We start from the raw sequence: 25529 nt of genomic DNA on the forward strand, positions 1-25529 counted from the left end.
CTAACGTGAGGTGCTCAGCGTGCGGTTGCCTGCAGCGGCCGGGGCGGTGAAGAGCCCGAGGCCGAGCCGCTCGGCGGCGGCGCGGGCGACGTCGGTGGGTATGCAGTCGGCCCGGTCCAGGGCGCGGTCCAGGAGCGTCGTCGCTTCCGTCAGCCGCTCCTCGCGATGGCGGATGGCCTCGGCCCGGTTGATGGAGTAGTACCCCGTGACGCCAGGAAACGGCCGGTCGGGCAGTGGGTGGTCACGCCTGAAACGGAGACCGCACCGTTCGTAGAACCTGATGCGTTCGGGGGGACAGCTGCCACAGATCACGGTTGCCCCCAGCCGCTGTGCCGCCACGACGGCGGTGACGCACAGCAGGGCGCCGAGGTGGCGGCCCTTCCAGTCGCTCTCCACCCAGAGGCCGCAGATCTCCGCCGCCGACTCCCCGGAGGCCAGCTCGTCCGCCAGGGCCTGGTTGAACTCCTGGCTCTCGAGGTGAATCTCAGACGGAAGATGGCCCTCTATTTTTCGGTGGATGCGGATTCCACCGACCAGCCTTTCGCCCTCGCCGCTTCCCGATTCATCGAATGCAGCGAGATATTTTAACGGGTCGCGCGTGGTGCGCGCGTCCGTGCTTCCGTATTTCGTCAACGTCTCGTAGCCGGGCCGGGAGTAGGCGCGCTGCTGCGCGTCGAGGTAGCCGTGATAGGCGGGGTCGTCGATCCGGGCGTCGAGCAGTCGAATGTGCATCGGTGGAACCTCGCAGTGTCGGTCAGGTCCGAAAGCGCGGCGCGGCCGCGCACGGCGCATAAAGCTACGGGGCTCCACGGATCAACCATATACGTTTCGGCCATTTATGGCCGCTCACGCCGCTTGGTAGGCACGTTCCGAAAAATGGGCGGCCCTTGGGTTGTTCCGTCGGGTGGTGAATCCAGACATTTCACATCGAGTATCGAGGAGCAAACTCTCAGGATGTGGCGCAGATCGAGTACTACACAACCTCTTCACCACGGACGTGGTTTACGAAATCACATCCACCTTTCCGAGGGACTGTCTCGATGTCTGCTGCATACGAGTGCGTCCGGTGCCACGGAGCGGGCGGTCACGCCACTATACCGTGCTCCGATTCGTGTCAAATGATTTAGCGTTCGCGTCATTCGATCGGCTTCCGTCGGCACGACCGCGCGCAGGACCCGCACGGCGGCGTTTCAGACTCCTGCATGTACCCGATGGGCGGCCCCTGCCGAGCGCCCGGCCGCGTCCCCATGTGCGCCTCGACGAGTCCCTGCACCTCTGTCTCGACCTCAGCAAGACGCGACATGACCTCGATATGCCGGTTTTCGTCGTGTCCATACGGAACAACGTCAAGCCGCCTTGTTATCTCAGCGGAAATCGACAACGCCGGGAAAGCAGGGATTTGTTTTTACGGCGGGCATAGCGTCATGTGCAGCACGCGTGCTGGAGACCCGATCGACTGGGTCAGCACCCCGACGCACGGAACGCGCGCCCGTGGTGCCCGCGCGATTCGTCGGCGTTCAGCATGCATTCAGCACGGTGCGGAACGCTTGACACCGCAAACCCCGGCGACCTGCCACACCCGCGCGGCGGAGCGTCATTTCAGCGTCAAGAGTCGATGGCGCCACCCGTCACCCTGGACCGTCCCGGGCGCAGCCGCATGCCACCCGACGCGTACCCGAGGAGGGCCCGCCATCGCGTTGCGCAGTGATGGTGCTGACCCGCCTTCTCCGTGGCGCGACAGCGATCTCTCCCCGGGACGTATGGGCACGCGGGGCGCAAGATCCGGACCATTCACGGACCCGCCCCAGAGCACCGACGCCATCGCCACGGTTCAAGCAGTTCAAGGTCGCTGTGGTGTATGCACCACCAGCAGACGAACAACCTGCTGACGGTCCGCAACCACACCACAGCGATCACTTGGCGCGGCCGGACTTCCCGTCTGCAGTCCGGACCGCATCGGCGTCCTGGGCGGGCGGCTCCGGCAGCGGCTCGCCCGTCTCCAGCATCGTCTTCAGGCTGGAGAGCAACGGCGGCCACCCCTCACCGATCATTGTCCGCACGGTGCTGCCCGGCGCGAAGCCCCCGTGGGTGAGGGCGAGCCGGGTGACGCCCGCGCCCTACGGCGCCAGCTCGAAGGTCACGAGCGAGGCCCCGGTCCCCTCCGGGAAGCGCACCGCGGGCCGCTCGGGCTCCTGCCAGCTGGCGCCGAGGTCGTCGGAGTGGCAGACGCCGGGCCCTCGGTGCGCGCTGTCCCGGAGGCGAGCAGCCGGGGCCCGCCCGGGTGCCGCGGGTGGATGGCTTCGGCGTACACGGCCTGGTCGGGGAAGTGCGGCTCCTCGAACTCCCATGCCCCGTCGCGCCGGTGGGCGAGGAAGAGCCCCTTCCTGGTGCTCGCGGGCGGCAGGGTCGCGGTCATGACGATCGCCTCTCCTGTCCGGTGCATGACGCCTCTGCCCGCAGCACTGCGGACAGTGCGGACCCCGCCCCTGACAGCCCCCGCTGACCTGCGCGAACGGCGTGCCGCGAGCGCTCACCCGCCCGTCAGCCCGCCCGCGGCGGACGTATCACCACCGCACCGGCAGCTCCCGCCTCCCCCGGATCAGCATCCCCGGGAGCCACTCCCCCGGCTCCCCGTCCGCCGCCAGGTCCGGGCAGCGCTCCAGCAGCGTGCGCAGCGCCACCTCGCCCTCGAGGCGGGCGAGGGGGGCGCCCAGGCAGTAGTGGATCCCGTGTCCGAAGGCGACATGGCCCCGGGCCTCGCGCCGTACGTCGAAGCGATCCGGATCGGGGAAGCGCGCCGGGTCGCGGTCCGCGCCGGCCATGGCGATCAGCACGATGGCACCGCGCGGCACCCGCACGCCGCCGATCTCGGTCTCCTCAAGTGCGATGAGCGGCGTGTCGGTCTCCACCGGCCCGTCGTAGCGCAGCGTCTCCTCCACCAGCCCCGCCGCCAGCCCCGCCGGATCGGCCCGTACGGCCGCCAGCTGATCGGGGTGCTCGAAGAGCGCGCGCACCGCGTTGCCGATCGTGTTGACCGTCGTCTCGTGCCCGGCGACGAGCAGTAGGAAGGCCAACGAGACCAGTTCGTCCTCGGTGAGCCGGTCGCCGCCTTCGTCGACCGTGTGGACGAGGGCGCTGAGCAGGTCCTCCCCGGGATTCTCGCGCTTGGCGGTGATAAGCCCCGTGAGATACGGCATGACCTGCTCGTACGCCTCCTTCTCCGCCTCGGGGCTGGTGGGCGCGAGGGTCTCGTTGGACCAGGCGTGGAAGGAGGCGCGGTCCAGGCCGGGGACGCCGAGCAGTTCGGAGATGACGATCATGGGGAGCGGGGAGGCGAACGCCTCGATGAGGTCGGCGCGGCGCGCTCCGTGCGCCGTCATGCGGTCCAGCAGCTCGTCGGTGATCTCCTGGACGCGCCCCCGCATCCCCTCGACCCGCCGGGCCGTGAACTCCCCCGCCACCAGCCTCCGCAGCCGGGTGTGGTGGGGCGGGTCGCTCATCAGCATGTTGGCGTTGCCGAGCATGTTCAGGGCGTACGGCGGGCTCCAGCCGGTCTGCCGCCACTCGCGATGCCAGTCCCGGCTGAGCTGCGGGGAGCTGAGGGCCTCGCGCGCGGCCTCGTACCCGACCACGAGCCACACCGGGCCCCTGTCGGGCGTGACGACGTGGTGCACCGGACCGCGCTCGCGCAGTCGCGCGTAGGCGGTGTACGGGTCGGCGAGGAAGTCGGGGCTGAGCGAGGCGAGCACCTCGATCCCATCGGGGCTGTCGGGCCGGTCGGTTCTGTCGGGTATCGCGGGATCGGCGGTGGTTTTCTCGGTCTCGGTCACGACGGAATTCCCTTCCCTCAGGCCCGTGTTACCGGCCCCCCGCCGATCACTCCGAGCACGGCCGATCACTCTAATCCCGCACCCCCACTCGCACAACTGTCCACTCCCCTTGCTGGGACTGCGAGTTGCCCAGAGCGACCTCGAGCTCCTCTAATCGAGGAGGATCGGCCGTCGACCTTCGCCGAGCAAGCCGCGCGGCTCTTGCTGTCCAACTACGCGGTGGCCTTCGACATCGACCTGCTCGAATTGCTGAGAGCCTTACCTGCAAGGGACACCAGCGAGCAACCACGGGTGAAACGGTGGTTGAGTCAGTGTTACGGGACTCTGCCGGCAAGCGGCCTGGTCTCCCTTGGTTTCTGTGACGCTCGTGAGAATCCATCTCCGGTCAACGTGACTTGCGTTACGTCCGACTGCACGTGTGAAGCCGTCGTTCGAACCGTGGAGACGATGCCCGAATACCTTCTCCAGAACAGGTCGGTAGGGCGCTTTCTTCACGACCCCGGACTCGCGGAGCAGCGTATCTTCGCCCCCCCTTGAGCCAGTGTTCGGACACCGCTTTGGGCCGTGGTGGGGCATGGACGCGGTGGACGTCGCCATCGACTTCGACAGCACTGGAAAGATGGGGTGGGTGAGTGGTGGGCGCCGATGTGACGGATCACGCCGGCGCAGCCCTTCTGGGGCGTTCGTTCCGCTGGAATCCACGCGCCGCGGCGCGGCGGCGGATCCTCGTCATCGCGCCGCACCGCTTCGAGCAATCTGACTACGTGGACGGCCTCACTACTGCTTTGCAGGGGCGCGTACAGGGCGTTGAAATCATGAGTGAGAAGGCGTTCGTCACCGCAGAACTGGCTCGTGAAGGGCGGCGGCCCAGTACTCCAGTTGCAGTTCGTGGTCAAGGACGACAGGGAGCCCTGCGGGTGGCGGCGGTTCTACGCTGCTCCTCATGATTGCCAAGCTGCAGTGCGTGGTGTTGGACTGTTCCGATGTGCGTGAGCTTTCCCGGTTCTACCGGTCGCTTCTCGGCGGCGTGGTGGACCAGCCGGATCCACGATGGTCCCTTGACGACGACTGGTCGACCCTCCACACCGACTCGGGGCTCGTGCTCGCCTTCCAGCGCGCGGAGAACCATCAACCGCCGCGGTGGCCGGACCCCGCTCACCCGCAACAGTTCCATCTCGACCTGGGTGTCCAGGATCTCGACCAGGCCCAGGAGCAGGTTCTCAAGCTCGGGGCATCCCTGCTCGACGCCGGCGACGACAAGCGCAGTTGGAGGATCTACGCAGACCCGGCAGGGCACCCGTTCTGCCTCGTTCGCGGCGACTGACTTGCGAACACAGACTGGTACGCACCGTTGATCATCATTATGTGTGTGGAGTAACGATGAGACGGTGGCCGCAGGTCACAGCTAGATCCCGTTCGTTGGCGGCCGGCGTTCGAGGTGGCCATGCGCCGGATCGCTGGCGGTTCGCCCGGGTCGAACTACAGCTTCGGGCCGGGCGGTTGGTGCTGGCCCCGTTGTCGGACCTGCCGCAAGAACCGCTGGACGATCGCGGAGTGGGCCGGGGGAGGCAGCTCGTACGGTATGCAGCATCTGCTGTGCCGGGCCTCTTGGGGTGGCGACGCCGTTCGTGACGATGTCCGTGAGTACGTCGTCGAGCACCTTCCCGCTGCGCCCCCGGAGATACTGGCGCCGGGTACTCATGTCAGGCGACCGTCGGGCGGCCTCCCGTTCCAGCTCACCTGCTGAAGGGCGCGCCCCAGGGCAGGCCTTCCTGACCCGCGGGCCATAGCGCCCTCACCTCTCCAGTGGGCGGTGGGCGGTCTCGGGCAGCCGGAGGTAGACGGCGGAGGAGACCAGGCACAGCACGGCCACGTACACGGGGAAGAGGCCGGTCTGCCCCATGTCCGCGAACAGCGTGCCGATGTAGGGCGCCGTGCCGCCGAAGAGGGCGACGGTGAGCGAGTAGGGGAACCCGATTCCCGCGGCGCGCACCCGGGCCGGGAACGTCTCCGCGTTCACCGCCGCCGAGATGGCCGTGAAACCGCTCAGCAGGATCATGCCCGCACCCTGCACGAGCAGCAGCATGACGAAGGAATCGTCGAGCGCGCGCAGCAGCGGCACGCTCAGCAGCGCGAAACCGATCCCGAACATCAGCAGCAGCGGCTTGCGCCCGAAGCGGTCGGACACGATGCCCGCGATGGGCTGGAGCACGGCGAAGAACGTCAGCGAGAGGGTGCCCGCCAGCAGCGCGTCTGCCTTGTCCACCCCGGCGTTGAGCTCGGCGTACGTCGGCAGGTACGACGTCCACGTGTAGTACGCGAGCGTGCCGCCCGCGGTGATTCCGCAGATCAGCAGCGACTTGCGCGGATGGCGGCGCAGTGCCTCGAAGAGGCCAGGGCGGGGCGCCTTGGCCTGCTCCTCGCTGCGGGTCTCGCGCGCGCCGCGCCGGACCCAGAAGCCCACGAGGCTCAGGAGCGCGCCCAGCACGAACGGGACCCGCCAGCCCCAGCTTTCCATGGTGGCGGGCGCGAGGTCCGCGACGAGCAGCGCCGCGACGCCGGACGCGACGAGCTGTCCGATGGTCGTCGAGACGTACTGGAAGCTGGAGAAGAGGCCCCGTCGGCCGGGCCCGGCGGACTCCACGAGGAACGTGGTCGACGCGGCGAACTCACCGCCCACCGAAAGCCCTTGCAACAGCCGGGCCAGGACGAGGATGACCGGCGCGAGGACCCCGGCGGCGGCGTAGGTCGGCGTCAGTCCCACCAGCAGGCTGCTGCCGCCCATCAGCAAAATGGTCACCGTCAGCGCCGCACGGCGCCCGCGCCGGTCAGCGACCGCACCCATCAACAGCCCGCCAATGGGCCGCATGAAGAATCCCACCGCGAAGACCGCGAACGTCGACAGCAGCGGAACCAGCGAACTCGCCGCACTCTTGGGGAAGATCTGCGCGGCAATGTACGTGGCAAGGAAGGTATATGTGTACCAGTCATACCATTCGACCGCATTACCCACTGAGGCGGCGAGCAACTGCCGCACAGGGCGCACCGGAGGGGTCACAGCACTCGCATGAACCCCGTCAGTAGCGGAATCCGGGCCGCCCTCGGGCGTAGGCCCTCCCGTGAACGCTGTCATGATCACTCATCTCCCCGTCATCGGGCACGGCACATCACGCCGCGCCAACCTCTCCAGAAGTCGTAGCGCTACGCGCCACGAGCGAACTTTCGCCGTCGGCCGCTCCGTCGAATCCGCTTGGCAACGGAAGCGGGAACCTCCATGCCCACAAGGACTCAGTCCAGACGCTTGCAGAACCCCTGACTAGCCATCAGCTAAGTCGGCAAGCAGTCGGCATCGACCCGGCCAGGGACGGCGAAAGCCAGCAGCGCCTGCACGTGAACGACCACTCATGCGTTCACCGCGAGCTGCGGCGATGCAGGCAGGGGGCGCACAAGTAGACTGCCTGGGCGTCCATGCAGGAGAACCAGTCGTACCACTCGACGGCGTTGCCGATGGAGGCGGCGGCCGGCCGGCGCAGCCGCGACGGCGGCGGGCGCCGCCGGGCGCCCGGTCCTCGGCTGTGTATTCGGCGTTCGACATGGTCCTCCGCTCCGGGTTCTTCTCCTGGGCCTGCCGCTGGGGCAGGATGAGCCGACAGGTGATCATGTACCGCGGAAGCGGAGGGCCGCCAGGGGCCGAGGGCGGCCGAAAGGAGAGGGCACCGTGCGCGTAGCACTGTTCGTCACCTGCATCAACGACCTGCTCCAGCCACGGACGGGGCAGGCGGTGGTGGCGCTGCTGGAACGGCTGGGGGTGGAGGTCGGCTTCCCGGAGGGACAGAGCTGCTGTGGCCAGCCCCAGTTCAACACCGGATACCGGCATGCGACCGAACCGCTGGTGCGCCGTTTCGACCGGGTGTTCCGCGAATTCGACCATGTGGTGACCCCGTCCGGGTCCTGTGCGGCGATGGTGCGCGACAACTACCCGCGGATCGGTGCGAAGGCGGCCGCCGAGGGGCGCGGCCGGGAGCTTGCGGACGCGGCGGCGGTCGCGGTGCCCAAGACGTACGAGTTGACGGAGTTCCTGGTGGATGTGCTGAAGGTGGAGGATGTCGGCGCCTACTACCCGCACACCGTCACCTATCACCCCACCTGTCACGGGCTGCGGGTGCTGGGGCTGGGTGACCGGCCGCGGCGGCTGCTGGAGCGGGTCAGGGGGCTGGAGCTGCGGGAGTTGCCGGGCGCGGAGGAGTGCTGCGGCTTCGGCGGCACCTTCGCGGTGAAGAACGCGGCGGTCTCGGCCGCGATGGGCGCCGACAAGGTCCGCCATGTCGTCGCGACCGGCGCCGAGGCCCTGTGTACGGTCGACAACTCCTGTCTGCTGCACCTCGGGACGACCCTCACCCGGCAGGGTGCGGCGGTCCGCCCGGTGCATATCGCCGAGATCCTGGCCAGTACGGAAGGGAGCGTGTGGTGAGCGGTACGTATCTGGGCATGCCGGCGTTCCCCCGGGCCGCGGCCGCCGCCACCCGCGACGGCCGGCTGCGGGCCAACCTCACCCACGCCACCCACACCATCCGCGACAAGCGGGCGGCGGCCGTGGCCGAGCTGGACGACTGGGCGAAGCTGCGGGCGGCGGGTGCGGCGGTGAAGGACCGTACGCTGCGCCATCTCGATCACTACCTGGAGCAGTTGGCGGCCGCGGTCACGGCGGCGGGCGGGCAGGTCCACTGGGCGGTGGACGCCGACGAGGCCAATGCGCTGGTCACCCGGCTGGTGCGGGAGACCGGTGAGCGGGAGGTCGTCAAGGTCAAGTCGATGGCGACGCAGGAGATCGGGCTGAACGAGGCGCTGGCCGAGGCCGGTATCCGGGCCTACGAGACGGATCTGGCCGAGCTGATCGTGCAGCTCGGTGGGGATCTGCCGTCGCACATCCTGGTTCCGGCGATCCATCGCAACCGCTCCGAGATCCGCGACATCTTCCGCCGGGAGATGGCGGGGTGGGGCCGTCCGGCGCCCGAGGGGCTCGCCGACTCCCCCGCCGAGCTGGCCGAGGCGGCGCGGCTGCATCTGCGGGAGAAGTTCCTGTCGGCGAAGGTCGGGATCTCCGGCGCCAATTTCATGGTCGCCGAGACGGGCACCCTGGTCGTGGTGGAGTCCGAGGGGAACGGCCGGATGTGTCTGACCCTGCCCGAGACGCTGATCTCCGTCGTCGGCATCGAGAAGGTGGTGCCGAGCTGGCAGGATCTGGAGGTCTTCCTGCAGCTGCTGCCCCGCTCCTCCACCGCCGAGCGGATGAATCCGTACACCTCCACCTGGACGGGCACGACGGACGGCGACGGTCCGCAGACCTTCCATCTCGTGCTGCTCGACAACGGGCGGACCGACGCCCTCGCCGACCCCGTCGGCCGGCAGGCGCTGCGCTGTATCCGCTGCTCGGCCTGTCTGAACGTCTGCCCGGTGTACGAGCGGGCCGGCGGGCACGCCTACGGTTCGCCCTACCCGGGCCCCATCGGCGCCATCCTCACTCCCCAACTGCGGGGTGTCGGTGGCCCGTTGGAGGCGTCGCTGCCGTACGCCTCGTCGCTGTGCGGGGCGTGTTACGAGGTGTGTCCGGTCGCCATCGACATCCCCGAGGTGCTGGTGCATCTGCGGGAACGGGTGGTGCAGGGCGGTCCGGTCACCCGGGGCGGGGCGCGCGTGGTCCTCAAACCGGCCAAGGGCCATGCCGCGGAGCGGGCCGCGATGCGCGCGGCGGTCTGGGCGTTCGACCACCCGGGCGTGCTGCGCACCGGGGAGCGGCTGGCGGCCCGCACCCGGCGGCTGCATCCGCGACGGCTGCCGGGCCCGGGCCGGGCCTGGTCCGACACCCGCGATCTGCCCGAGGTGCCGGCCGAGTCCTTCCGTGACTGGTGGCAGCGCACCCGCCGGACATCGACCGCACGGCAAGGAGGCAACGGGTGAGCAGCCGTGACGTGGTGCTGGCGCGGGTGCGCCGGGCGCTGACGGATGTGCCGCGCGGGGAGCGGCCGGACGAGGCGCCGGTGGCGCGTGACTACCGGCGGGTGCACGGGACCCGTACGACGGAGCAGACCGTCGAGCTGCTCGCGGAGAATCTCGCGGACTACCGGGCGCTGGTGCACCGCAGTACCGCCGGAGCGCTGCCGGAGCTGATCGGCCGGCTGCTGGCGGAGCGCGGGGCCCGTACGGTGCTGGTGCCGCCGGGTCTGGATGCTTCCTGGCTGGCCGGTTGTGACCTCACCCGTGTCGAGGACCGGGCGTCCGCCACCCCGCGGGAGCTCGACGCCGTGGACAGCGTGCTGACGGGCTGCGCGGTGGCGATCGCGGAGACCGGCACCCTGGTCCTGGACGGCGGGCCCGATCAGGGCAGGCGCCGGATCACCTTGGTGCCCGACCATCACCTCTGTGTGGTCCGCGTCCCCGAGCAGGTGGTCGGTTCGGTCCCTCAGGCGCTGCCTCGGCTGGCGCCGGACCGCCCGCTGACCTGGATCTCCGGCCCGTCCGCCACCAGCGACATCGAGCTCGACCGGGTGGAGGGGGTACACGGGCCGCGGACGCTGGAAGTGATCCTGCTGGCGGGGTCGTAGCCGGCGCACACCTCGGCGGCCGTGCGGGCGGTGGGCAGCCCGTGGAGGGCCGCCGGTCGTGAGCCCGCGCGACAACGCCGGGAAGAGGGTGCGGCGGCCACCCCGACCACTGAACTGGCCGCCGCGCCTCCGACCTTACCCGCGGGTCACTTACGGGGCCATGATCTGCTCCCCGGCCGGGGTGAGGTGTGCGTCACGCCGTACCAGCGCCGCATAGCGCCCCTCGGCGGCGAGCAGTTCGTCGTGGGTGCCGCGCTCGGCGATCCGGCCGGCGTCCAGCACCACGATCTGGTCGGCGTCGCGGACCGTGGAGAGGCGATGGGCGATGGTGAGGGTGGTACGGCCCGCGGACAGCTCGTCGATGGCCTGCTGTACGGCGTGTTCGGTGTGGGTGTCCAGGGCACTGGTCGCTTCGTCCAGGACGAGGACGGGCGGGTCGCGCAGGATGGTCCGGGCGATGGCGAGGCGCTGTTTCTCGCCGCCGGAGAAGCGGTGGCCCCGCTCGCCGACGAGGGTGTCGTAGCCGTCGGGGAGGGCGGCGATGTGGTCGTGGATCTGGGCGGCCCGGGCGGCGCGTTCGATCTCGTCGTCGCTGGCGTCCGGCTTGGCGAAGCGGAGGTTGTCCGCGACCGAGGCGTGGAAGAGGTAGGTCTCCTGGGAGACCACGCCGACCGCGCGGGCGAGGGTGTCGAAGTCGAGGTCGCGGACGTCGGTGCCGTCGAGGGTGACGCGGCCGCCGGTCACGTCGTAGAGCCGCGGCACGAGGTAACTCAGGGTGCTCTTGCCGCTGCCGGTCGGCCCGACGACGGCGAGGCTGCCGCCGGCGGGGACGGTCAGGTCGATGCCGTCGAGGGTGGGGGCGGCGTCCGGGTCATAGCGGAACATGACGTTCTCGAAGCGGATTTCCCCCCGCGGGGCCGCGATCCGGACCGGCTCGGCGGGCTCGGTGATGGCCACCGGCAGATCGAGGTACTCGAAGATGCGCTGGAAGAGCGCGAGCGAGGTCTGCATCTGCACGCCGGTGGAGAGCAGGGAGACGGTGGGCCGCAGCAGGCCCTGCTGGAGCGAGACGAAGGCGACCAGGGTGCCCAGGGAGAAGGCGGGGCCGCCGAGCTGGAGGACGAGTCCGGCCGCCCAGTAGATCAGCGCGGGCATGGCCGCCATGACGATGCCGATGGTGGCCATCCGCCAGCGGCCCGCCATGTTGGCGCGGACCTCCAGGTCGACCAGGCGCTCGGACTCGTCGGCGAAGCCCTGGGTGAGGGAGTCGGCGCGGCCCATGGTGCGGCCCAGGAGGATGCCGCTGACCGAGAGGGACTCGGTGACCATCGCGGACATCGCGGCCATCTGCTTCTGGCGCGTGGAGGTGATCTTCTTGCGTTCCTTGCCGACCCGGCGGCTGATCCAGACGAAGAGCGGAAGCAGCAGCAGGGAGACGACGGTCAGCCGCCAGTCGAGGGCGACCATGGCGCAGACGGTGGCGAGGACGGAGGTCAGGTTGGAGACCAGGGAGGTGGCGGTCGAGGTGACCGTCGCCTGCATCCCGCCGATGTCGTTGGCGATGCGGGACTGGACCTCGCCGGTGCGGGTGCGGGTGAAGAAGGCCAGCGGCATCCGCTGGAGCTTGGCGTAGACGGCGGTACGCAGATCGTGCATGACGCGCTGGCCGACGGTGGTGGACACCAGGGTCTGCAGGACGCCGAAGACGCTGGTGGTGATCGCGGTGGCGATCATGCCGAGGGCGAGCAGGGTGAGCAATCCGGTGCGCCGGCCGGGGATGGCCACGTCCAGGATCTCCCTGAGGAGGAACGGGGAGGCCACCGACACCAGCGAGGAGGCGCCGACGAGCAGGCCGACGAGGGTCAGCCGGCCGCGGTAGGGGCGGAAGAGGGCGAGGATCCGCCGCAACGGGACCGGTTCGTCGGGGTCCTTGGGCGGTGGGGTCCACTCGGGATCGTCGCGGTGCATGGGCTCCTTCGGGAGGGGTGTGGGACACGCCGGCCGGGACCGGCCGGAGGCAAGCGTCGTGGAGCTTAGCTCATTGTTACCTATGCTCACAATGAGCCTGGTCCTGATATCCGCTATCCTCGCGGTATGCCCTCCCCCGAGCCGACGGTCAGCACCTCGAACCTCGCCGAGCAGTTGGTTCGGCTGACCCGCCGGATGCACCGCTCCCAGAAGCACCATCTGGAGCACCTGGACATCGCCTTCACGCCGGCGCAGTCCCGGCTGCTGCGGATCGTCGGCCACTACCGCGACACCCCACCGCGGATGGCCGACCTCGCCGAGCGGCTGGAGGTCGTCCCGCGCGCGGTGACGACGCTGGTGGACGCGCTGGAGGCGAACGGCGCGGTGCGCCGGGTGCCCGATCCGGCCAACCGGCGGGTCGTCCGCATCGAGCTGACCGACACCGGCCGGTCCACCCTGCGGGCGTTGCGCAGCGCCCGGCAGGCCGCGGCGGAGGAGATCCTGGCCCCCCTGACCGCCGATCAGCGTGAGGTCCTCGGCGGTCTGCTGTCCACCCTGGTCGACGGGCCGGGTGCACCGCATTGAGCTGACATCGAGCTGACGCGGAGTCAACCGGAGGAGTGCCGCCATGCCCCTGCTGGAGCCGGATCCCGCGTCCCTGCGGCCCACCGCTGCCCCCGGTGCCGCACCCGACCGGGTGCCCGGCCGGCGGGCGGCGGGTACCCCCGAGCGGCTGCGTGCCGACCTGATCGCCCTGCTCGGTGCGGACAAGGTGCGTCACACGATCTCCGACCTGGTCCGCTATGCCTCCGACGCCAGTCCGTACCGCTTCGTCCCCCAGGCCGTGGTGGTGGCCGAGAACGTCGACGACGTCTCCGCGGTCCTCGCCTACGCCCGGGACCAGGGCCGGCACGTCGTCTTCCGGGCGGCCGGAACCTCGCTCAACGGCCAGGCCCAGGGCGAGGACATCCTCGTCGAGGTACGCCGGCACTGGTCCGGGATCGAGGTGCTGGACGACGGCGCCCGCGCGCGGATCCGGCCGGGCACCACCGTGCTGCGTGCCAACGCCACGCTGGCCCGCCACGGCCGGCTGCTCGGGCCCGATCCGGCCAGCGCCCTCGCCTGCACCCTGGGCGGTGTGGTCGCCAACAACGCCTCCGGAATGACGGCCGGCACCACCCGCAACTCCTACCGGACGCTGGCCTCGCTCACCGTCGTCCTGCCGTCGGGCACGGTCGTCGACACCGCGCGGCCGGACGCCGATGCCCGGCTGGCGCGCGCCGAACCGGCGCTGTGCGCGGGCCTGCTGGCGCTGAAGGCGGAGATCGAGGCGGAGGGGGAACTCGTGGCCAGGATCCGCGCCAAGTACGCGATCAAGAACACCAACGGCTACCGCCTGGACGCGTTCCTCGACGGTGCGACACCCGTGCAGATCCTGCGCGGGCTGATGGTCGGCTCCGAGGGCACCCTCGGCTTCCTCGCCGAGACCGTCTTCGACACCCTGCCCCTGGACCGGCACACCGCCGGGGCGCTGCTGTTCTTCCCGACGCTGCGCGCGGCGGCCGCGGCCGTGCCGCGGTTCAACGAGGTGGGCGCGCGGGCCGTGGAGCTGATGGACGGCAATACGCTGCGCGCCTCGGTGCGGGTGGCCGGGGTGCCCGCCGACTGGGCGGGGTTGCCGCAGGAGACCACCGCGCTGTTGGTGGAGTACCGCGCGCCCGACGAGGCCGCCCTCGACGCGTACGAGCGGGCCGGCAGAGGGGTGCTGACGGAGCTGGAGCTGGTCCGGCCGGTGGCGTCGGTCAGCAACGACTTCACCCGGGACCCGGCGGTCCTCGGCGGCTACTGGAAGGCCCGCAAGGCGTTCGTCACGGCGGTCGGCGGATCCCGGCCGCCCGGTACGACGCTGATCACGGAGGACTTCGCGGTGCCGCCGGCCCGGCTCGCGGACGCCTGTACGGCGCTGCTGGAACTGCAGTCCCGGCACGGCTTCGACACCGCGGTCGCCGGCCATGCCGCCCACGGCAATCTGCACTTCCTGCTCGCCTTCGACGCGGCGAAGCCGGACGACGTGGCGCGCTATGCCGCGTTCATGGCGGAGTTCTGCCGGCTGGTCGTGGAGCGTTTCGACGGGTCACTGAAGGCGGAGCACGCCACCGGCCGGAACATGGCGCCGTTTCTCGCCCTCGAATGGGGCCCGCGGGCCACGGAGTTGATGTGGCGGATCAAGGAGCTGGTGGACCCGTGGGGCGTGCTGGCCCCACGGGTCCTGCTAGACCGCGACCCGCGGGCGCATCTGCGCGGGCTGAAGACCCTCCCCGGGATCGAGGCCGCGGCCGACCCGTGCATCGAATGCGGCTTCTGCGAACCGACCTGCCCCAGCGCGGACCTGACCACCACCCCGCGCCAGCGGATCGTGCTGCGCCGCGAAATGCTGCGGCAGCCGGCCGGCTCCCCGGTCACCACCGCGCTGCTGGACTCCTACGGCTATGACGCGGTGGACACCTGCGCCGGTGACTCCACCTGCGCCCTGGACTGTCCGGTGGGGATCGACACCGGCGCCCTGATGAAGGACTTCCGCCACCAACGGCACACCGCGCGCGAGGAGTCGCTCGCCGCCCGCGCCGCCCGGCACTTCCGGGCCGTCGAGCGGCTGGCCCGGCTGGCGGTGGCGGCAGCGGGCCGGCTCGACGACCGCGTGCTGACCGCGGTCACCGGCGCCGCCCGCCGGGCCGTCCGCCCGGAACTGGTGCCCGAGTGGCTGCCCGGAATGCCCGGCCCGGCGGCCCGCGGACTGCCCGGGACCCGGCGGGTGGGAGCGGCCGCGGTCTACTACCCGGCGTGTGTGAACCGGATCTTCGGCGGGCCCGCCGGGTACCGGGGGCCGTCGTTGCCGGAGGCGATGGTGGCGGTGTCGCAGCGGGCGGGCCGGCCGGTGTGGATCCCGCCGGACGTGGCCGGGACCTGCTGCGCGACGATCTGGCAGTCCAAGGGATACCGGCGCGGGACCGCGGAGATGGCCAACCGCATCGTGGCGGCGGCCTGGGGGTGGACGGCGGGCGGCAGACTACCGCTGGTGGTGGACGCCTCCTCGTGCACCCTGGGCCTGGCCCGCGAGGTCGTGCCGTATCTGACGCCGGCCAACCGTGCGCTGCACGACGGGCTGACCGTCGTCGACTCGGTCGTCTGGGCCGCCGACCATCTGCTGCCGCATCTGGCGGTGGTGCGCACGGCCGGTTCCGCGGTGCTCCATCCCACCTGCGCCATGGCGCACCTGGGCGACGAGAAGCAGCTGCGTGAGGTGGCCGAGGCGGGTGCGCGGGAGGTGGTGGTGCCGGACGACGCGGGCTGCTGTGCCTTCGCCGGCGACCGCGGGATGCTGCACCGGGAGCTGACGGAGTCGGCCACTGCGAAGGAGGCGGCCGAGGTGACCGGGCGGCGCTTCGACGCGTATCTGTCGGCGAACCGGATGTGCGAGATCGGGATGGATCAGGCGACCGGACACCCCGGCTATCGGTCGGTCCTGCTGGCGCTGGAGTGGGCCACGCGGCCCGGCCCGCCGGACGGGCACCCGAGCCCGTCCGGCGGATGAGAACGGCGCGCTCAGCGCACCGGCAGCAGCGCCACCGCCCGCTTCGCCGGGACGGTCAGCCGGACCTTCCCGTCGTCCCCGACGGTGACCGTGTGGCCGTAGCACGAGGACGGTGTGGCGGCCACGACATCGCAGTACGTCCCGCCGGGCAGCGAGGTCGCGAAGGTCCGGGTCAGCTCCCCCGCGCCGTTGTTGAGCGCGACGAATCCCTTGCCGCCGCGGCCGAAGGCGATCGCGCTGCCTCCGTTGTCCCACCAGTCGGTCAGCGGGGCGGCGCCCACCGCGTTGCGGAACCCGACCATGCCGGTGATCTCCTGCTTGGCGTGCTCGCGGGTCCAGCCGCCGCTGCCGCTGGGCGGTCCGGCGTCCTTGTCGGACCACTCGTAGCCGGAGTAGACGTTCGGTGAGCCGTAGGGCGAGGCGAGCATGAAGACGTTGGCGAGGGTGTAGGCCGCGCCGTCCTTGTAGGTGAGCGTCGAGCCGTTGCGCTCGGTGTCCCAGTTGTCGACGAAGGTACGGGCCTTGTCGCCGCCGAGCTTGCCGTCCGCGACGGACTTGAGCTGCGCGAGGCTGCCGCCCTGGAAGGCGCTCTTGAGGTGGCTGCCGTAACGGAATTCGTCCACGTCGCCGGTGCCGGTGTACTCCTCGGGCTGCACTGCCTCGCCGGCGCCGTAGATGACCTCCTGCACCCAGTAACCGGGGTCGCGCATCTTGCCCTTGATGGCGGCGAGGTCGGTGGCGGAGATGTGTTTGGCGGCGTCCACCCGGAAGCCGTCCACCCCTATCGACCGCAGGCCGTCGAGGTACTTGGCGAGGGTGGTGCGGACGTACTCGCTGCCGGTGTCGAGGTCGGCCAGGCCCACCAGTTCACAGGTCTGGACGTCGGTGCGGTTGCCGTAGTCGGAGATGCTCTTGCGGCAGCCGTGGAAGTCCTGGTCCTGATAGACGCCGGGGTAGTGGTACTTGGTGTACCGGGTGCCGCCGGTGCCCGTTCCGGACCCCGCGGCCATGTGGTTGATGACGGCATCGGCGATGACCTTGACTCCCGCGCCGTGGCAGGTGCGGACCATCGAGGCGAAGGCGTTGCGGTCGCCCAGCCGTCCAGCGATCTTGTAGCTGACGGGCTGGTACGAGGTCCACCACTGGTCGCCCTTGATGTGCTCGGTGGCGGGCGAGACCTCGACATAGCCGTAGCCGGCCGGGCCGAGCTGGTGGGTGCAGGCCTTGGCGACGTCCGCGTACTTCCACTCGAACAGCGTGGCGGTGACGGTCTTTTCGCCGGGTGGGGTGGCCTGGGAGGGCCACGGCGCGAACGTGGCGAGGCCGGCCGCGGCCAGCACGCCGGCCAGCGCCCCGCCCAGCACACGGGAACGTTGCTGCATTGTGCGGCTCCTTGGTCATGGGGCGCGGCAGGGCACACCGCGCCCACGAGTGCAGCCACGCGCCGGGCCGCCTGGGGGGATGGTGTACCGGAGCCTGCCGTTTGCCGTGTGGACACGTCAAGACTTTCCGCAAGGCTTTTCAGGCCCTTGCGAAAGGAGCTGACGGTGCGACATCCGACCGTGCGCGGAGGGTCTCGCGGTGCGGCCGGGAATCCAAGTGTGTCGCGACAAGAGTCCCCTTGGCCCTCTTGTGCCCCGGCCCACCTGCCGACAGGGTCCTGACCGAGGTTCACGCATGCCCCGGTACACCACCGCTCCCTGGAGGATCGATGAACGAGGCGCCATCGCAGAACCACGACGACCACAACGAGCCCGGCCCGAGCCGCCGTTCGGTCCTCTGGACCGCCGGTGCGGCGGGGGCCGGGCTGGGGCTCGGCGGCCTGTCGTCCGGCCAGGCCGTGGCGGCCGCGCCCGTGACGGCCGGCTCCGCCGCCGCACCCGAGGCCAAGGGCAAGACCATGATCGGGGTGCCGTTCGAGCGGCGCAGCACCGTACGCGTCGGCATCATCGGCCTCGGAAACCGCGGCGGCAGCATGATCGACCTGTTTCTCGCGATGCCGGGCGTGCAGGTCGTCGCGCTGTGCGACCCGGTGAAGGACAAGACCGCCAAAGCCGCCAAGAAGGTCACCGCCGCGGGGCAGCCCGCGCCCGCCGTCTACACCAACGGCGACCACGACTTCGAGAACCTCTGCGCGCGCGGTGACCTCGACTTCGTCTACGCGGCCACGCCCTGGGACTGGCACTTCGAGATGGCGAAGACGGCGATGCTCAACGGAAAGCACGTGGGCGTGGAGTGCCCGATCGCGCTGCGCCTGGACCAGCTGTGGCAGCTGGTCGACCTCTCCGAGCGGACCCGCAGACACTGCATGCAGCTGGAGAACTGCTGTTACGGCAGAAACGAGATGCGGGTGCTGCGGATGGCGCACGCCGGGCTGTTCGGCGATCTGCTGCACGGCGCCGGCGCGTACATCCACGATCTGCGCGGCCTGATGTTCGACCCGAAGTACTACGAAGGGCCCTGGCGGCGACTGTGGCACACCCGGCTGCGCGGTGACCTCTACCCCAACCACGGCTTCGGCCCGGTCGCCAACTACATGGACATCAACCGCGGGGACCGTGCCGTCCGCATCTCCAGCTTCGGCACCCCCTCCTTCGGCCTCGCCGCGTACCGCAAGGAGCACATGCCCGCAGACGACCCCAGCTGGAAGGAGTCGTACATCGAGAGCGACCGGACGATCAGCCTCGTCCAGACCGCCAAGGGACGGGTGATCCGGCTGGAGCACGACGTCTCCACCCCGCACCCCTACAGCCGCATCAACAGCCTCGGCGGCACCAAGGGCCTCTTCGAGGACTACCCCGAGCGGATCTATCTGGAGCCGGACCAGAGCAACGACCAGTGGGGCGACTTCGCCAAGTACGCGGAGTGGGACCACTGGCTCTGGAAGGAGCACGCCAACCCGCCCGGCGGACACGGCGGCATGGACTACATGCTGGTCTTCCGGCTGATGCAGTGCATGCGGCTCGGCCTCGTACCGGACTTCGACGTCTATGACGCGGCGACCTGGACCGCGCCGGTACCGCTGAGTGACCTCTCGATCAAGGCGAAGGGCGCCCCGCAGGAGATCCCCGACTTCACCCGTGGACGGTGGAAGCAGGCCCGTCCGGGGATGGATTCACAGAAGCCCGAGGAGTAGGAGGTCGGCACGGGCCCGGCGGACGGTGCCTCCGCCGGGCCCCCGCGTCGACCGCCGGATGCCGCGCCCGGCGCCGTCCTCCCGCCGGCCGCGCGTGCCGCGCACCGGGCCGCGTACGCTCAGGCCGCCAGATGCGCCTTGTCCCCCATGACCACCACCGGTTTCCGGGCCGGGTCGAGGGCGCGCAGCAGTGCCTGCATCCCGGACTTCGGCACGCTGACGCAGGCGGAGGTGCCGCTGCCGTGGTCCATGTGCAGCCAGACCCCGCCCCCCTTGGACTGCCCCTGCGGACGGGCCGGGTCCAGCGGAGAGGTCCCCTTGACGCGGTTGTAGTTGATCGCGACGACGTAGTCGAAGTCGTGGCGGGTGTTCTTCGACCAGTACGACGGCGGGGTGAACGCCGCGGAGTGCGTATAGGGCAGCTTGGCGCCGGGGTCGGCGAGCACACCGCCCGCATCGGTCAGCGTGAACACCCCGACCGGGCTGCGCTTGTCGCCTTCGTGATGGTTCACCGTCCAGCCACGCCGGCCGTTGTGCGCGGCCCAACGCCCCTTTTGGTCCCAGCCCTTGGCGCCCTTCTCGTAGAGGACGACGGTGGCGTCGGCGGAGTTCACGCCGTCCCCGTAGACCGCGACGACCTGCCGGGAGTCGGCGGGGATCCGTGACCGCAGTGCGGCGCCGACCTCGGGGATGTGCGTGAGGTGGGTGGTGGCCGGCGCCCCGCGGGCCGGGCCGCCGGGGCGCGCCCCCTTGCCCGCGCCGTCGCCCTTGCCGTCGCCCCGTTCGCCGCCCCCGCTGCCGCCGCAGCCCGCCAGAAGGACCAGCCCCACAGCGGCCACCGCCGCCATCCGCCTCGCACTGCCCGCTGTTCGCATGGCCCCCATGCTCGCACCGCCGGGTGCGCGCACCTCCGGCACCCGTCCGCCGAGGCCCGGACCACCACACGATTGTCCGAAACAAGGGGCCACAGCGGAAAAACCGTTTGAAATCAGACCTCCCGACCGGCCAACCTTCCAGAACCTCCGCCCGCGACACGACTTGGCGCGGGGCACTTCGCCCTGCCGGGAGGCCTGCCGCCATCGGCCCCACCACGACTTCGCCTGGGACATCATGCATATTCGCGACCTTCCGCATCCCGATCCGGGCGTCCCGGACGTCCGTACGGGCGGCGCCTTCCTCCGCTGGCTCTGCGCGCAGCAACTCGGCGGACAGCTGTCGGCTCTCGCCTGGGGGCTGCTGAACATCGGCGCCATCGCGGCCTCCCCGCTGCCGGTGGGCCTCGCCGTGCAGGCAGTGGTGGACCGCGACGGCCGCCGGCTCCTCCTGGCCGGCGGTCTGGTCCTGGCTCTGGGTCTGCTGATCGCACTCGGCGGGGTGATGCTGCACCGCGCCGCGGTCACCAACTGGATCACCGCCGTCGCCCGGATGCAGCAGCTGCTCGCCCGCAAAACCACGGAACTGGGCTCCGCCATGACCCGGCGGGTGGCGGCCGGCGAGATCGCCGCCGTCAGCACCGGCGACCTGGAGAAGATCGGCTGGTTCGTCGAAGCGCTCTCCCGGTTCGGTGCGGCGGCGCTGACCACGGTCGGTGTCTGTGTCGCCCTCGTCTGCTACCAGCCGGCCCTGGGTGTGCTGGTCGCGCTGGGCGTGCCCGTACTGGCGCTGGCCGTACTGCCGTTGCTGCCGCCCGCCATCCGGCGCGCCGACGCCCAGCGCGACAAGGCCGGCCGGGCCACCGAGCTGGCCTCCGACACCGTCGCCGGGCTGCGCGTGCTGCGCGGCATCGGCGGTGAGGAACTCTTCCTCGGCCGCTACCGCAGCGCCTCCCAGGAGGTACGCAGGGCCGCCGTCCGCAGCGCCCGGATGTGGTCGCTGATCGCGGCCCTCCAGGTACTGCTGCCGGGCCTGCTGCTGCTCGCGGTGGTCTGGTACGGCGCCCGGCTCGCCCTCGACGGCGCGATCGCCGTCGGCGATCTCGTCGCCCTCTACAGCGCGGTCGCCTTTCTGCTCTTCCCGCTCCGGCACTTCGAAGAGATCGCGCAGGCCTATGCCTTCGCCAAGCCGTCGGCGAACCGTACGGCCCGCGTACTGGCCCAGCGGCGTCCGGCCGGCGGACGGGCCGGGGACCGGACGGCGGCGCCCACCGGCGATCTGCACGACCCGGTCAGCGGTCTGACCGCGCCGGCCGGCCGGCTGACCGCGGTGGTCTGCGGCGATCCCGACGCGGCGGGCCGGCTCGCCGAACACCTCGGCGGGCACCCGCCGTCGGCGGACGACGGCAGCGGCCCCGGCGGTCCGCCGTCCGTCGTCCTCGGCGGCACCCCCCTGGACGATCTGCCGCGCGAGGCCGCCCGCCGTGCCGTACTCGTCCAGGACAAGGACCCGATGCTGCTCTCCGGCACGCTCGGCGAGCTGCTCGACGTACCGGCCTCCGGGCGGGTGGGCGCGGCGGCGGCACTGGCCGCGGCGGAGTGCGGCGATGTGCTGACCGCGCTGGCCCAGGCGTCCATCGACGATTCGGGCGACCCGATGCGCGCCCACATCACCGAGCGCGGCCGGTCCCTGTCCGGCGGCCAGCGCCAGCGGCTGGCGCTGGCCAGATCGCTGGTCACCGACCCGGAGGTACTGGTGCTGGACGAGCCGACCAGCGCCGTCGACGCACACACCGAGGCCCGGATCGCGGAGGGGCTGCGGGACCTGCGGAGCGGACGCACGACGGTCGTCCTCACCTCCAGTCCGCTCCTGCTGGACCGGGCCGACCAGGTGGTGTTCCTCCAGGAGGGCAAGGTCGCCGCCCGGGCCACCCACCGCGAACTGCTGCTGCAGCACTCCGCCTATCGCGCGGTCGTCACCCGCGCACCCGACCCCGAGCCGGCGATGTCGGCCGGCCAGACCGAGGAGAGAGCATGATCGTGCCGGCGCCCCCGGAACACGATCCGGACGCCCCGCAGACCCTCACCACCCTGCCCGTCGGCTCACCGGCCACGGTACGCCGCTACGTCGGTGAACTGATCCGCCGTCACCGCAGGGCGTTCACCGTGCTGGTCGCGGTGAACGCGGCCGCGGTGACCGCTTCCATGGCCGGCCCGTATTTGCTCGGCGGAGTCGTGGAGAAGCTGTCCGCGGGCGACCGTCACCTCCCACTGCAATGGACCCTGGCGCTGTTCGCCCTCGCGCTGACCGCCCAGACGGTGTTCGTCCGGATGGTCCGGCTGCGCGGGGCGATGCTCGGCGAGCGGATGCTGGCGGACCTGCGCGAGGACTTCCTCGTACGGTCCGTGGCGCTGCCGCCGGGCGTCCTGGAACGGGCCGGCACCGGCGATCTGCTGTCGCGGATCACCACCGACATCGACCGGCTCTCCAGCGCGATGCGCGAGGCGGTACCGCAGCTGGCCATCGGCGTGGTGTGGGTGGCGCTGCTGCTCGGCGGGATCACCGTGACCGCGCCGCCGCTCGCACTGGCCGTCGTGCTCGCGCTGCCGCTGCTGATCGTCGGCTGCCGCTGGTACTTCAAGCGGGCACCGAGCGCCTATCGCTCGGAGGCGGCCGGCTACGCCGCGGTGTCCGCCGTGCTCACCGAGTCCGTGGACGCGGGGCGAACGGTCGAGGCGCACCGCCTGGGTGCCCGCCGCATCGCACTCTCGGAGCGCCGGATCCAGGAATGGACCCGGTGGGAGCGCTACACGCTCTTTCTGCGCTCGGTGCTCTTCCCGGTCGTCGACCTCACCCATGTGCTGCTGCTGGGCGCGGTGTTGCTGCTGGGCGGGGCGTTCGTCATCGGCGGCTGGATCACTCCGGGGCAGCTGACGACGGGGGCGCTGTTGTCGCAGATGATGATCGAGCCGGTCGGCATGATCCTGCGGTGGTACGACGAACTGCAGGTGGCCCAGGTGTCCATTGCGCGGCTCGTCGGCGTCCGGGAGATCGAACCGGAGGCCGCGGATCCGGAGCGGTTCCCCGACGGCCGTGACGTACACGCCGACCGGGTCAGCTTCGGCTACCGCGCGGACGTGGACGTGCTGCGCGAGGTCTCGTTGCGGATCCGGCCCGGGAGCCGGCTGGCGCTGGTGGGGCCGTCCGGCGCGGGCAAATCGACGCTGGGCCGGCTGCTGGCCGGTATCTACGGGCCCCGCACCGGCGCCGTCACCCTCGGCGGGGCCGAGCTCTCCGCGATGCCGGCCGAGCGGATCCGCGAGGAGGTGGCGCTGGTCAACCAGGAACACCATGTCTTCGTGGGCTCACTGCGCGACAACCTCCGGCTGGCGCGGGCCACGGCGGGCGAGGCCGAACTGTGGGCCGCACTCGGCGCGGTGGACGCCGACGGCTGGGCACGGGCCCTGGACCAGGGGCTGGACACCGAGGTCGGCTCCGGCGGCCATGCGCTGACCCCTGCCCAGGCACAGCAGATCGCGCTGGCCCGGCTGGTCCTCGCCGATCCGCACACCCTCGTCCTGGACGAGGCGACGTCCCTGCTCGACCCGCGGGCGGCCCGCCATCTGGAGCGTTCGCTGGGCAGGGTGCTGGACGGCCGTACGGTGGTGGCGATCGCGCACCGGCTGCACACCGCGCACGACGCCGATGTGATCGCGGTCGTCGAGGACGGCCGGATCAGCGAACTGGGCAGCCACGACGAACTGGTCGCCGCCGAGGGCGCCTACGCGGCACTCTGGCGGTCTTGGCACGGCTGAGGCTGGTGCGGGCGGCGGGGGTTCGCGCACCCGCCGCCGTCTCCGCGTCAGCCTTCGGCTTGCCGCGGGCCGAAGAAGTGCGGGCGGCTACGGGGCCTCCCGCACCGCCGCCCTCTCCCCGTGTCCACGTCGGCCCTCGGGCGGCTCGCCGGGCACGTCAGATATAGCCGAGTGCGCCCAGCCCGCCGAGGCCGCCCAGCAGCATGAACGCCGGCATCAGCACCTTCAACTCCACCCAGCTGCCCGCCTTGAAGCGGATGGCCTGAGGCGGGCCGACGGGGTACCAGCGCTTCCGGCCTATCGGGATCGGCCACAGGACGGGACAGCCCGAGACCGTCAGGGCGTCGCCGATGTCATGGACCAGCGCCCCCAGGACGACCGGCAGGCCCAGCCAGAGGTACTGCTGTCCCGGCTCGGTGAACAGCCAACTCGCGCCGTTGCCCGGCTGGTCGAGAATGCCGCCCAGAATCCAGGCCGCGGCAGCGCCCAAAAGCCACACCAGCACGTCGCTGGAGACCCGCGCCGCCCGCCACAGCAGCCCCTCGATGGCGAGCACCATATGGACGAAGAGGATGCCGAGCACCGCCCAACGACCGCCCTGCATCGCCAGCAACGACATCCCGCCGCCGACCAGCACGGCCCACAGCCAGGTGTGGGTGAGCGTCCGGTGCCCGCCGTTGCGGTTCGAATCACCGCGCATCTTGGTCGCCTTGTAGACGGCATGCGAGAGGGCGTCGACCACTTCGCACAGAATCCGCGAGAGCGGACCGAAGGCCCGCGAGATGGTCGCGGACTTGTGGTCGAGGTCCGGGGCCAGCGCCGCTCCCGCACAGATCAGCGCCCCGCAGACGAGCACCGGCCAGGGCATCGGGTACCCGGCGGCAGCGGCCCCCGCACCCACCCCCAGCCAGGCCGCGGCCCCGGACAGCGAGTGCGCCGGTCCCATCATGATGTGCTCCCACCCTCTTCTCTTGCGCGTCGTCTCCTGCGCGCCCCAAATGCCTCGCGCGCCCCTTGAGCTGCGCCCCTGACGCCCGTTCGGCGACTCAGCGTAGCGTCAGATGATCTCCCTGGACGGTGGGGGTGGGGCGTCGGGTTGCAGGGGACGGGGCGAGAGTGGATGACGGGGGACGACACCGACACCGGCGTTCCGGACAGGGGACGACGAGGGACGAGAGCAACTCCGGCACTTCGGACGGGGCGGGAGGGCGGCCCTTGGTTGGACAGGGCGCGGCCTTGGTCGGGGAGGACGGCCTCGGGGAGGACGGCCTCGGGGAGGACGGCCTTGGGGAGGACGGCCTTGGGGAGGACAGCCTTGGGATGCCGATCAGTGCGGATGACCATCGGTGCCGACGCCCGTCAGGGCCGACGCCTGTCAGTACCGACGCCCGTCAGGGTGGGCGGGCATTGATCAAGGTGGGTGTTTTCTCCGCCGGGGGTGCACGTCGCATGCGGTGCGTGATGTCTGCCACGTGTCGACCGGCCGGGGCACGACGGGTGACCCTCGGGGGCGACGATGCGTCCACGTCCTGGTACGGAACGTGAGGGTGCCGAGCCGCACCGCTCTGTGGCCTGAGTCGCGGAGGCGGGCTTTTGTGCAGCTCAGGGATGCCAGAGGGGTGTATCGGGCCAGGGGCGGGTCCGGAGTCGGGCGGGTCCGGGGCCGGTGGACCAGCCGGGTTCCGGGGTCGACGGCCTTCGGTTGATCTCCCT

At 71.0% G+C, this 25529-nt stretch carries 17 protein-coding genes and 2 pseudogenes; 10 read left to right on the forward strand and 9 right to left on the reverse strand.

The genetic code is table 11. The annotated features are described in order from the left end of the window. The 4 genes and pseudogenes from EST92_RS03130 to EST92_RS03135 form a co-directional block, all read right to left on the reverse strand. The gene (locus EST92_RS03130) at positions 1 to 732 is read right to left on the reverse strand and encodes a GNAT family N-acetyltransferase (protein ID WP_161981694.1); all 732 of its coding nucleotides are present in this window, start codon (positions 730 to 732) and stop codon (positions 1 to 3) included. 1181 nt (positions 733 to 1913) lie between these two features. After that, a complete protein-coding gene (locus EST92_RS31070; protein WP_154073959.1) occupies positions 1914 to 2051 on the reverse strand; it encodes a hypothetical protein in 138 nt (45 codons plus the stop codon). 69 nt (positions 2052 to 2120) lie between these two features. Further along, positions 2121 to 2416 (reverse strand): annotated as a pseudogene (locus tag EST92_RS31945) (exo-alpha-sialidase); the annotation flags it as partial. A gap of 148 nt (positions 2417 to 2564) precedes the next feature. Then, on the reverse strand, positions 2565 to 3755 hold the full coding sequence (locus EST92_RS03135) for a cytochrome P450 (RefSeq protein ID WP_129279454.1): 1191 nt from the start codon (positions 3753 to 3755) through the stop codon (positions 2565 to 2567). Between the two features lie 1018 nt (positions 3756 to 4773). Between EST92_RS03135 and EST92_RS03140 the strand changes: the two genes are divergently transcribed. Next, positions 4774 to 5154 carry a VOC family protein gene (locus EST92_RS03140; RefSeq protein ID WP_129279427.1) on the forward strand — a complete coding sequence of 127 codons (381 nt, stop codon included), beginning with the start codon at positions 4774 to 4776 and terminating at the stop codon, positions 5152 to 5154. Between the two features lie 176 nt (positions 5155 to 5330). Continuing rightward, a pseudogene (locus EST92_RS31950) lies at positions 5331 to 5493 on the forward strand (IS701 family transposase); the annotation flags it as partial. Positions 5494 to 5625: 132 nt separating this feature from the next. Here EST92_RS31950 and EST92_RS03150 read toward each other — a convergent pair. After that, a complete protein-coding gene (locus EST92_RS03150; protein WP_254068459.1) occupies positions 5626 to 6888 on the reverse strand; it encodes an MFS transporter in 1263 nt (420 codons plus the stop codon). A 660-nt stretch (positions 6889 to 7548) separates the two neighbouring features. Between EST92_RS03150 and EST92_RS03155 the strand changes: the two genes are divergently transcribed. The 3 genes from EST92_RS03155 to EST92_RS03165 are packed head-to-tail and all read left to right on the forward strand — an operon-like array spanning position 7549 to position 10432. Then, on the forward strand, positions 7549 to 8301 hold the full coding sequence (locus EST92_RS03155; protein WP_129279429.1) for a (Fe-S)-binding protein: 753 nt from the start codon (positions 7549 to 7551) through the stop codon (positions 8299 to 8301). Further along, the gene (locus EST92_RS03160; protein WP_129279430.1) at positions 8298 to 9788 is read left to right on the forward strand and encodes a lactate utilization protein B; all 1491 of its coding nucleotides are present in this window, start codon (positions 8298 to 8300) and stop codon (positions 9786 to 9788) included. The genes EST92_RS03155 and EST92_RS03160 overlap by 4 nt, the downstream gene beginning before the upstream one ends. After that, positions 9785 to 10432 (forward strand): LUD domain-containing protein, encoded by a 648-nt coding sequence (locus EST92_RS03165; RefSeq protein ID WP_129279431.1) that lies wholly within the window; start codon positions 9785 to 9787, stop codon positions 10430 to 10432. Before EST92_RS03160 ends, EST92_RS03165 begins: the two co-directional genes overlap by 4 nt. Before the next feature lie 150 nt (positions 10433 to 10582). Here EST92_RS03165 and EST92_RS03170 read toward each other — a convergent pair whose 3' ends face one another. Further along, complete coding sequence (locus EST92_RS03170; RefSeq protein ID WP_129279432.1) at positions 10583 to 12400, reverse strand: ABC transporter ATP-binding protein; 1818 nt, start codon at positions 12398 to 12400, stop codon at positions 10583 to 10585. 126 nt (positions 12401 to 12526) lie between these two features. Between EST92_RS03170 and EST92_RS03175 the strand changes: the two genes are divergently transcribed. Both EST92_RS03175 and EST92_RS03180 read left to right on the forward strand, forming a co-directional pair. Continuing rightward, positions 12527 to 12985: a MarR family transcriptional regulator gene (locus tag EST92_RS03175; RefSeq protein ID WP_129279433.1), complete on the forward strand. Its 459-nt coding sequence runs from the start codon at positions 12527 to 12529 to the stop codon at positions 12983 to 12985. 43 nt (positions 12986 to 13028) lie between these two features. Then, positions 13029 to 15992 carry an FAD-binding and (Fe-S)-binding domain-containing protein gene (locus EST92_RS03180; protein WP_129279434.1) on the forward strand — a complete coding sequence of 988 codons (2964 nt, stop codon included), beginning with the start codon at positions 13029 to 13031 and terminating at the stop codon, positions 15990 to 15992. An 11-nt stretch (positions 15993 to 16003) separates the two neighbouring features. Here the strand turns inward: EST92_RS03180 and EST92_RS03185 are convergent, their stop codons facing one another. Then, positions 16004 to 17374 carry an alpha-amylase family protein gene (locus tag EST92_RS03185; RefSeq protein WP_129279435.1) on the reverse strand — a complete coding sequence of 457 codons (1371 nt, stop codon included), beginning with the start codon at positions 17372 to 17374 and terminating at the stop codon, positions 16004 to 16006. Positions 17375 to 17703: 329 nt separating this feature from the next. Between EST92_RS03185 and EST92_RS03190 the strand changes: the two genes are divergently transcribed. After that, on the forward strand, positions 17704 to 19128 hold the full coding sequence (locus EST92_RS03190; protein WP_129279436.1) for a Gfo/Idh/MocA family oxidoreductase: 1425 nt from the start codon (positions 17704 to 17706) through the stop codon (positions 19126 to 19128). A 119-nt stretch (positions 19129 to 19247) separates the two neighbouring features. On the opposite strand, the gene EST92_RS03195 is transcribed toward EST92_RS03190, so the two are convergent. Continuing rightward, positions 19248 to 20012, reverse strand: coding sequence for a L,D-transpeptidase family protein (locus EST92_RS03195; RefSeq protein ID WP_174243912.1), 765 nt, complete (start codon positions 20010 to 20012; stop codon positions 19248 to 19250). Between the two features lie 226 nt (positions 20013 to 20238). On the opposite strand from EST92_RS03195, the gene EST92_RS03200 reads away from it, so the two are divergent. Together EST92_RS03200 and EST92_RS03205 are read left to right on the forward strand one after the other, a co-directional pair. Beyond that, positions 20239 to 22038, forward strand: a complete 1800-nt coding sequence (locus EST92_RS03200; protein WP_129279437.1) for an ABC transporter ATP-binding protein — start codon at positions 20239 to 20241, stop codon at positions 22036 to 22038. After that, a complete protein-coding gene (locus tag EST92_RS03205) occupies positions 22035 to 23816 on the forward strand; it encodes an ABC transporter ATP-binding protein (protein WP_129279438.1) in 1782 nt (593 codons plus the stop codon). Before EST92_RS03200 ends, EST92_RS03205 begins: the two co-directional genes overlap by 4 nt. A 157-nt stretch (positions 23817 to 23973) precedes the next feature. Here EST92_RS03205 and EST92_RS03210 read toward each other — a convergent pair whose 3' ends face one another. Next, positions 23974 to 24765 (reverse strand): metal-dependent hydrolase, encoded by a 792-nt coding sequence (locus tag EST92_RS03210; protein ID WP_129248879.1) that lies wholly within the window; start codon positions 24763 to 24765, stop codon positions 23974 to 23976. Positions 24766 to 25529 lie beyond the last annotated feature (764 nt).

It is taken from the genome of Streptomyces sp. TM32 (assembly GCF_004122755.1).
GTDB lineage: Bacteria > Actinomycetota > Actinomycetes > Streptomycetales > Streptomycetaceae > Streptomyces > Streptomyces sioyaensis.

What these genes read in the sequence shown, in the direction of transcription:
- EST92_RS03205 (WP_129279438.1), top strand. Translation starts at nt 22,035, where the DNA reads ATGATCGTGCCGGCGCCCCCGGAACACGATCCGGACGCCCCGCAGACC.
- EST92_RS03130 (WP_161981694.1), bottom strand. Translation starts at nt 732, where the DNA reads ATGCACATTCGACTGCTCGACGCCCGGATCGACGACCCCGCCTATCAC.
- EST92_RS03175 (WP_129279433.1), top strand. Translation starts at nt 12,527, where the DNA reads ATGCCCTCCCCCGAGCCGACGGTCAGCACCTCGAACCTCGCCGAGCAG.
- EST92_RS31070 (WP_154073959.1), bottom strand. Translation starts at nt 2,051, where the DNA reads ATGATCGGTGAGGGGTGGCCGCCGTTGCTCTCCAGCCTGAAGACGATG.
- EST92_RS03195 (WP_174243912.1), bottom strand. Translation starts at nt 20,012, where the DNA reads ATGGGGGCCATGCGAACAGCGGGCAGTGCGAGGCGGATGGCGGCGGTG.
- EST92_RS03170 (WP_129279432.1), bottom strand. Translation starts at nt 12,400, where the DNA reads ATGCACCGCGACGATCCCGAGTGGACCCCACCGCCCAAGGACCCCGAC.
- EST92_RS03210 (WP_129248879.1), bottom strand. Translation starts at nt 24,765, where the DNA reads ATGATGGGACCGGCGCACTCGCTGTCCGGGGCCGCGGCCTGGCTGGGG.
- EST92_RS03140 (WP_129279427.1), top strand. Translation starts at nt 4,774, where the DNA reads ATGATTGCCAAGCTGCAGTGCGTGGTGTTGGACTGTTCCGATGTGCGT.
- EST92_RS03190 (WP_129279436.1), top strand. Translation starts at nt 17,704, where the DNA reads ATGAACGAGGCGCCATCGCAGAACCACGACGACCACAACGAGCCCGGC.
- EST92_RS03180 (WP_129279434.1), top strand. Translation starts at nt 13,029, where the DNA reads ATGCCCCTGCTGGAGCCGGATCCCGCGTCCCTGCGGCCCACCGCTGCC.
- EST92_RS03185 (WP_129279435.1), bottom strand. Translation starts at nt 17,374, where the DNA reads ATGCAGCAACGTTCCCGTGTGCTGGGCGGGGCGCTGGCCGGCGTGCTG.
- EST92_RS03200 (WP_129279437.1), top strand. Translation starts at nt 20,239, where the DNA reads ATGCATATTCGCGACCTTCCGCATCCCGATCCGGGCGTCCCGGACGTC.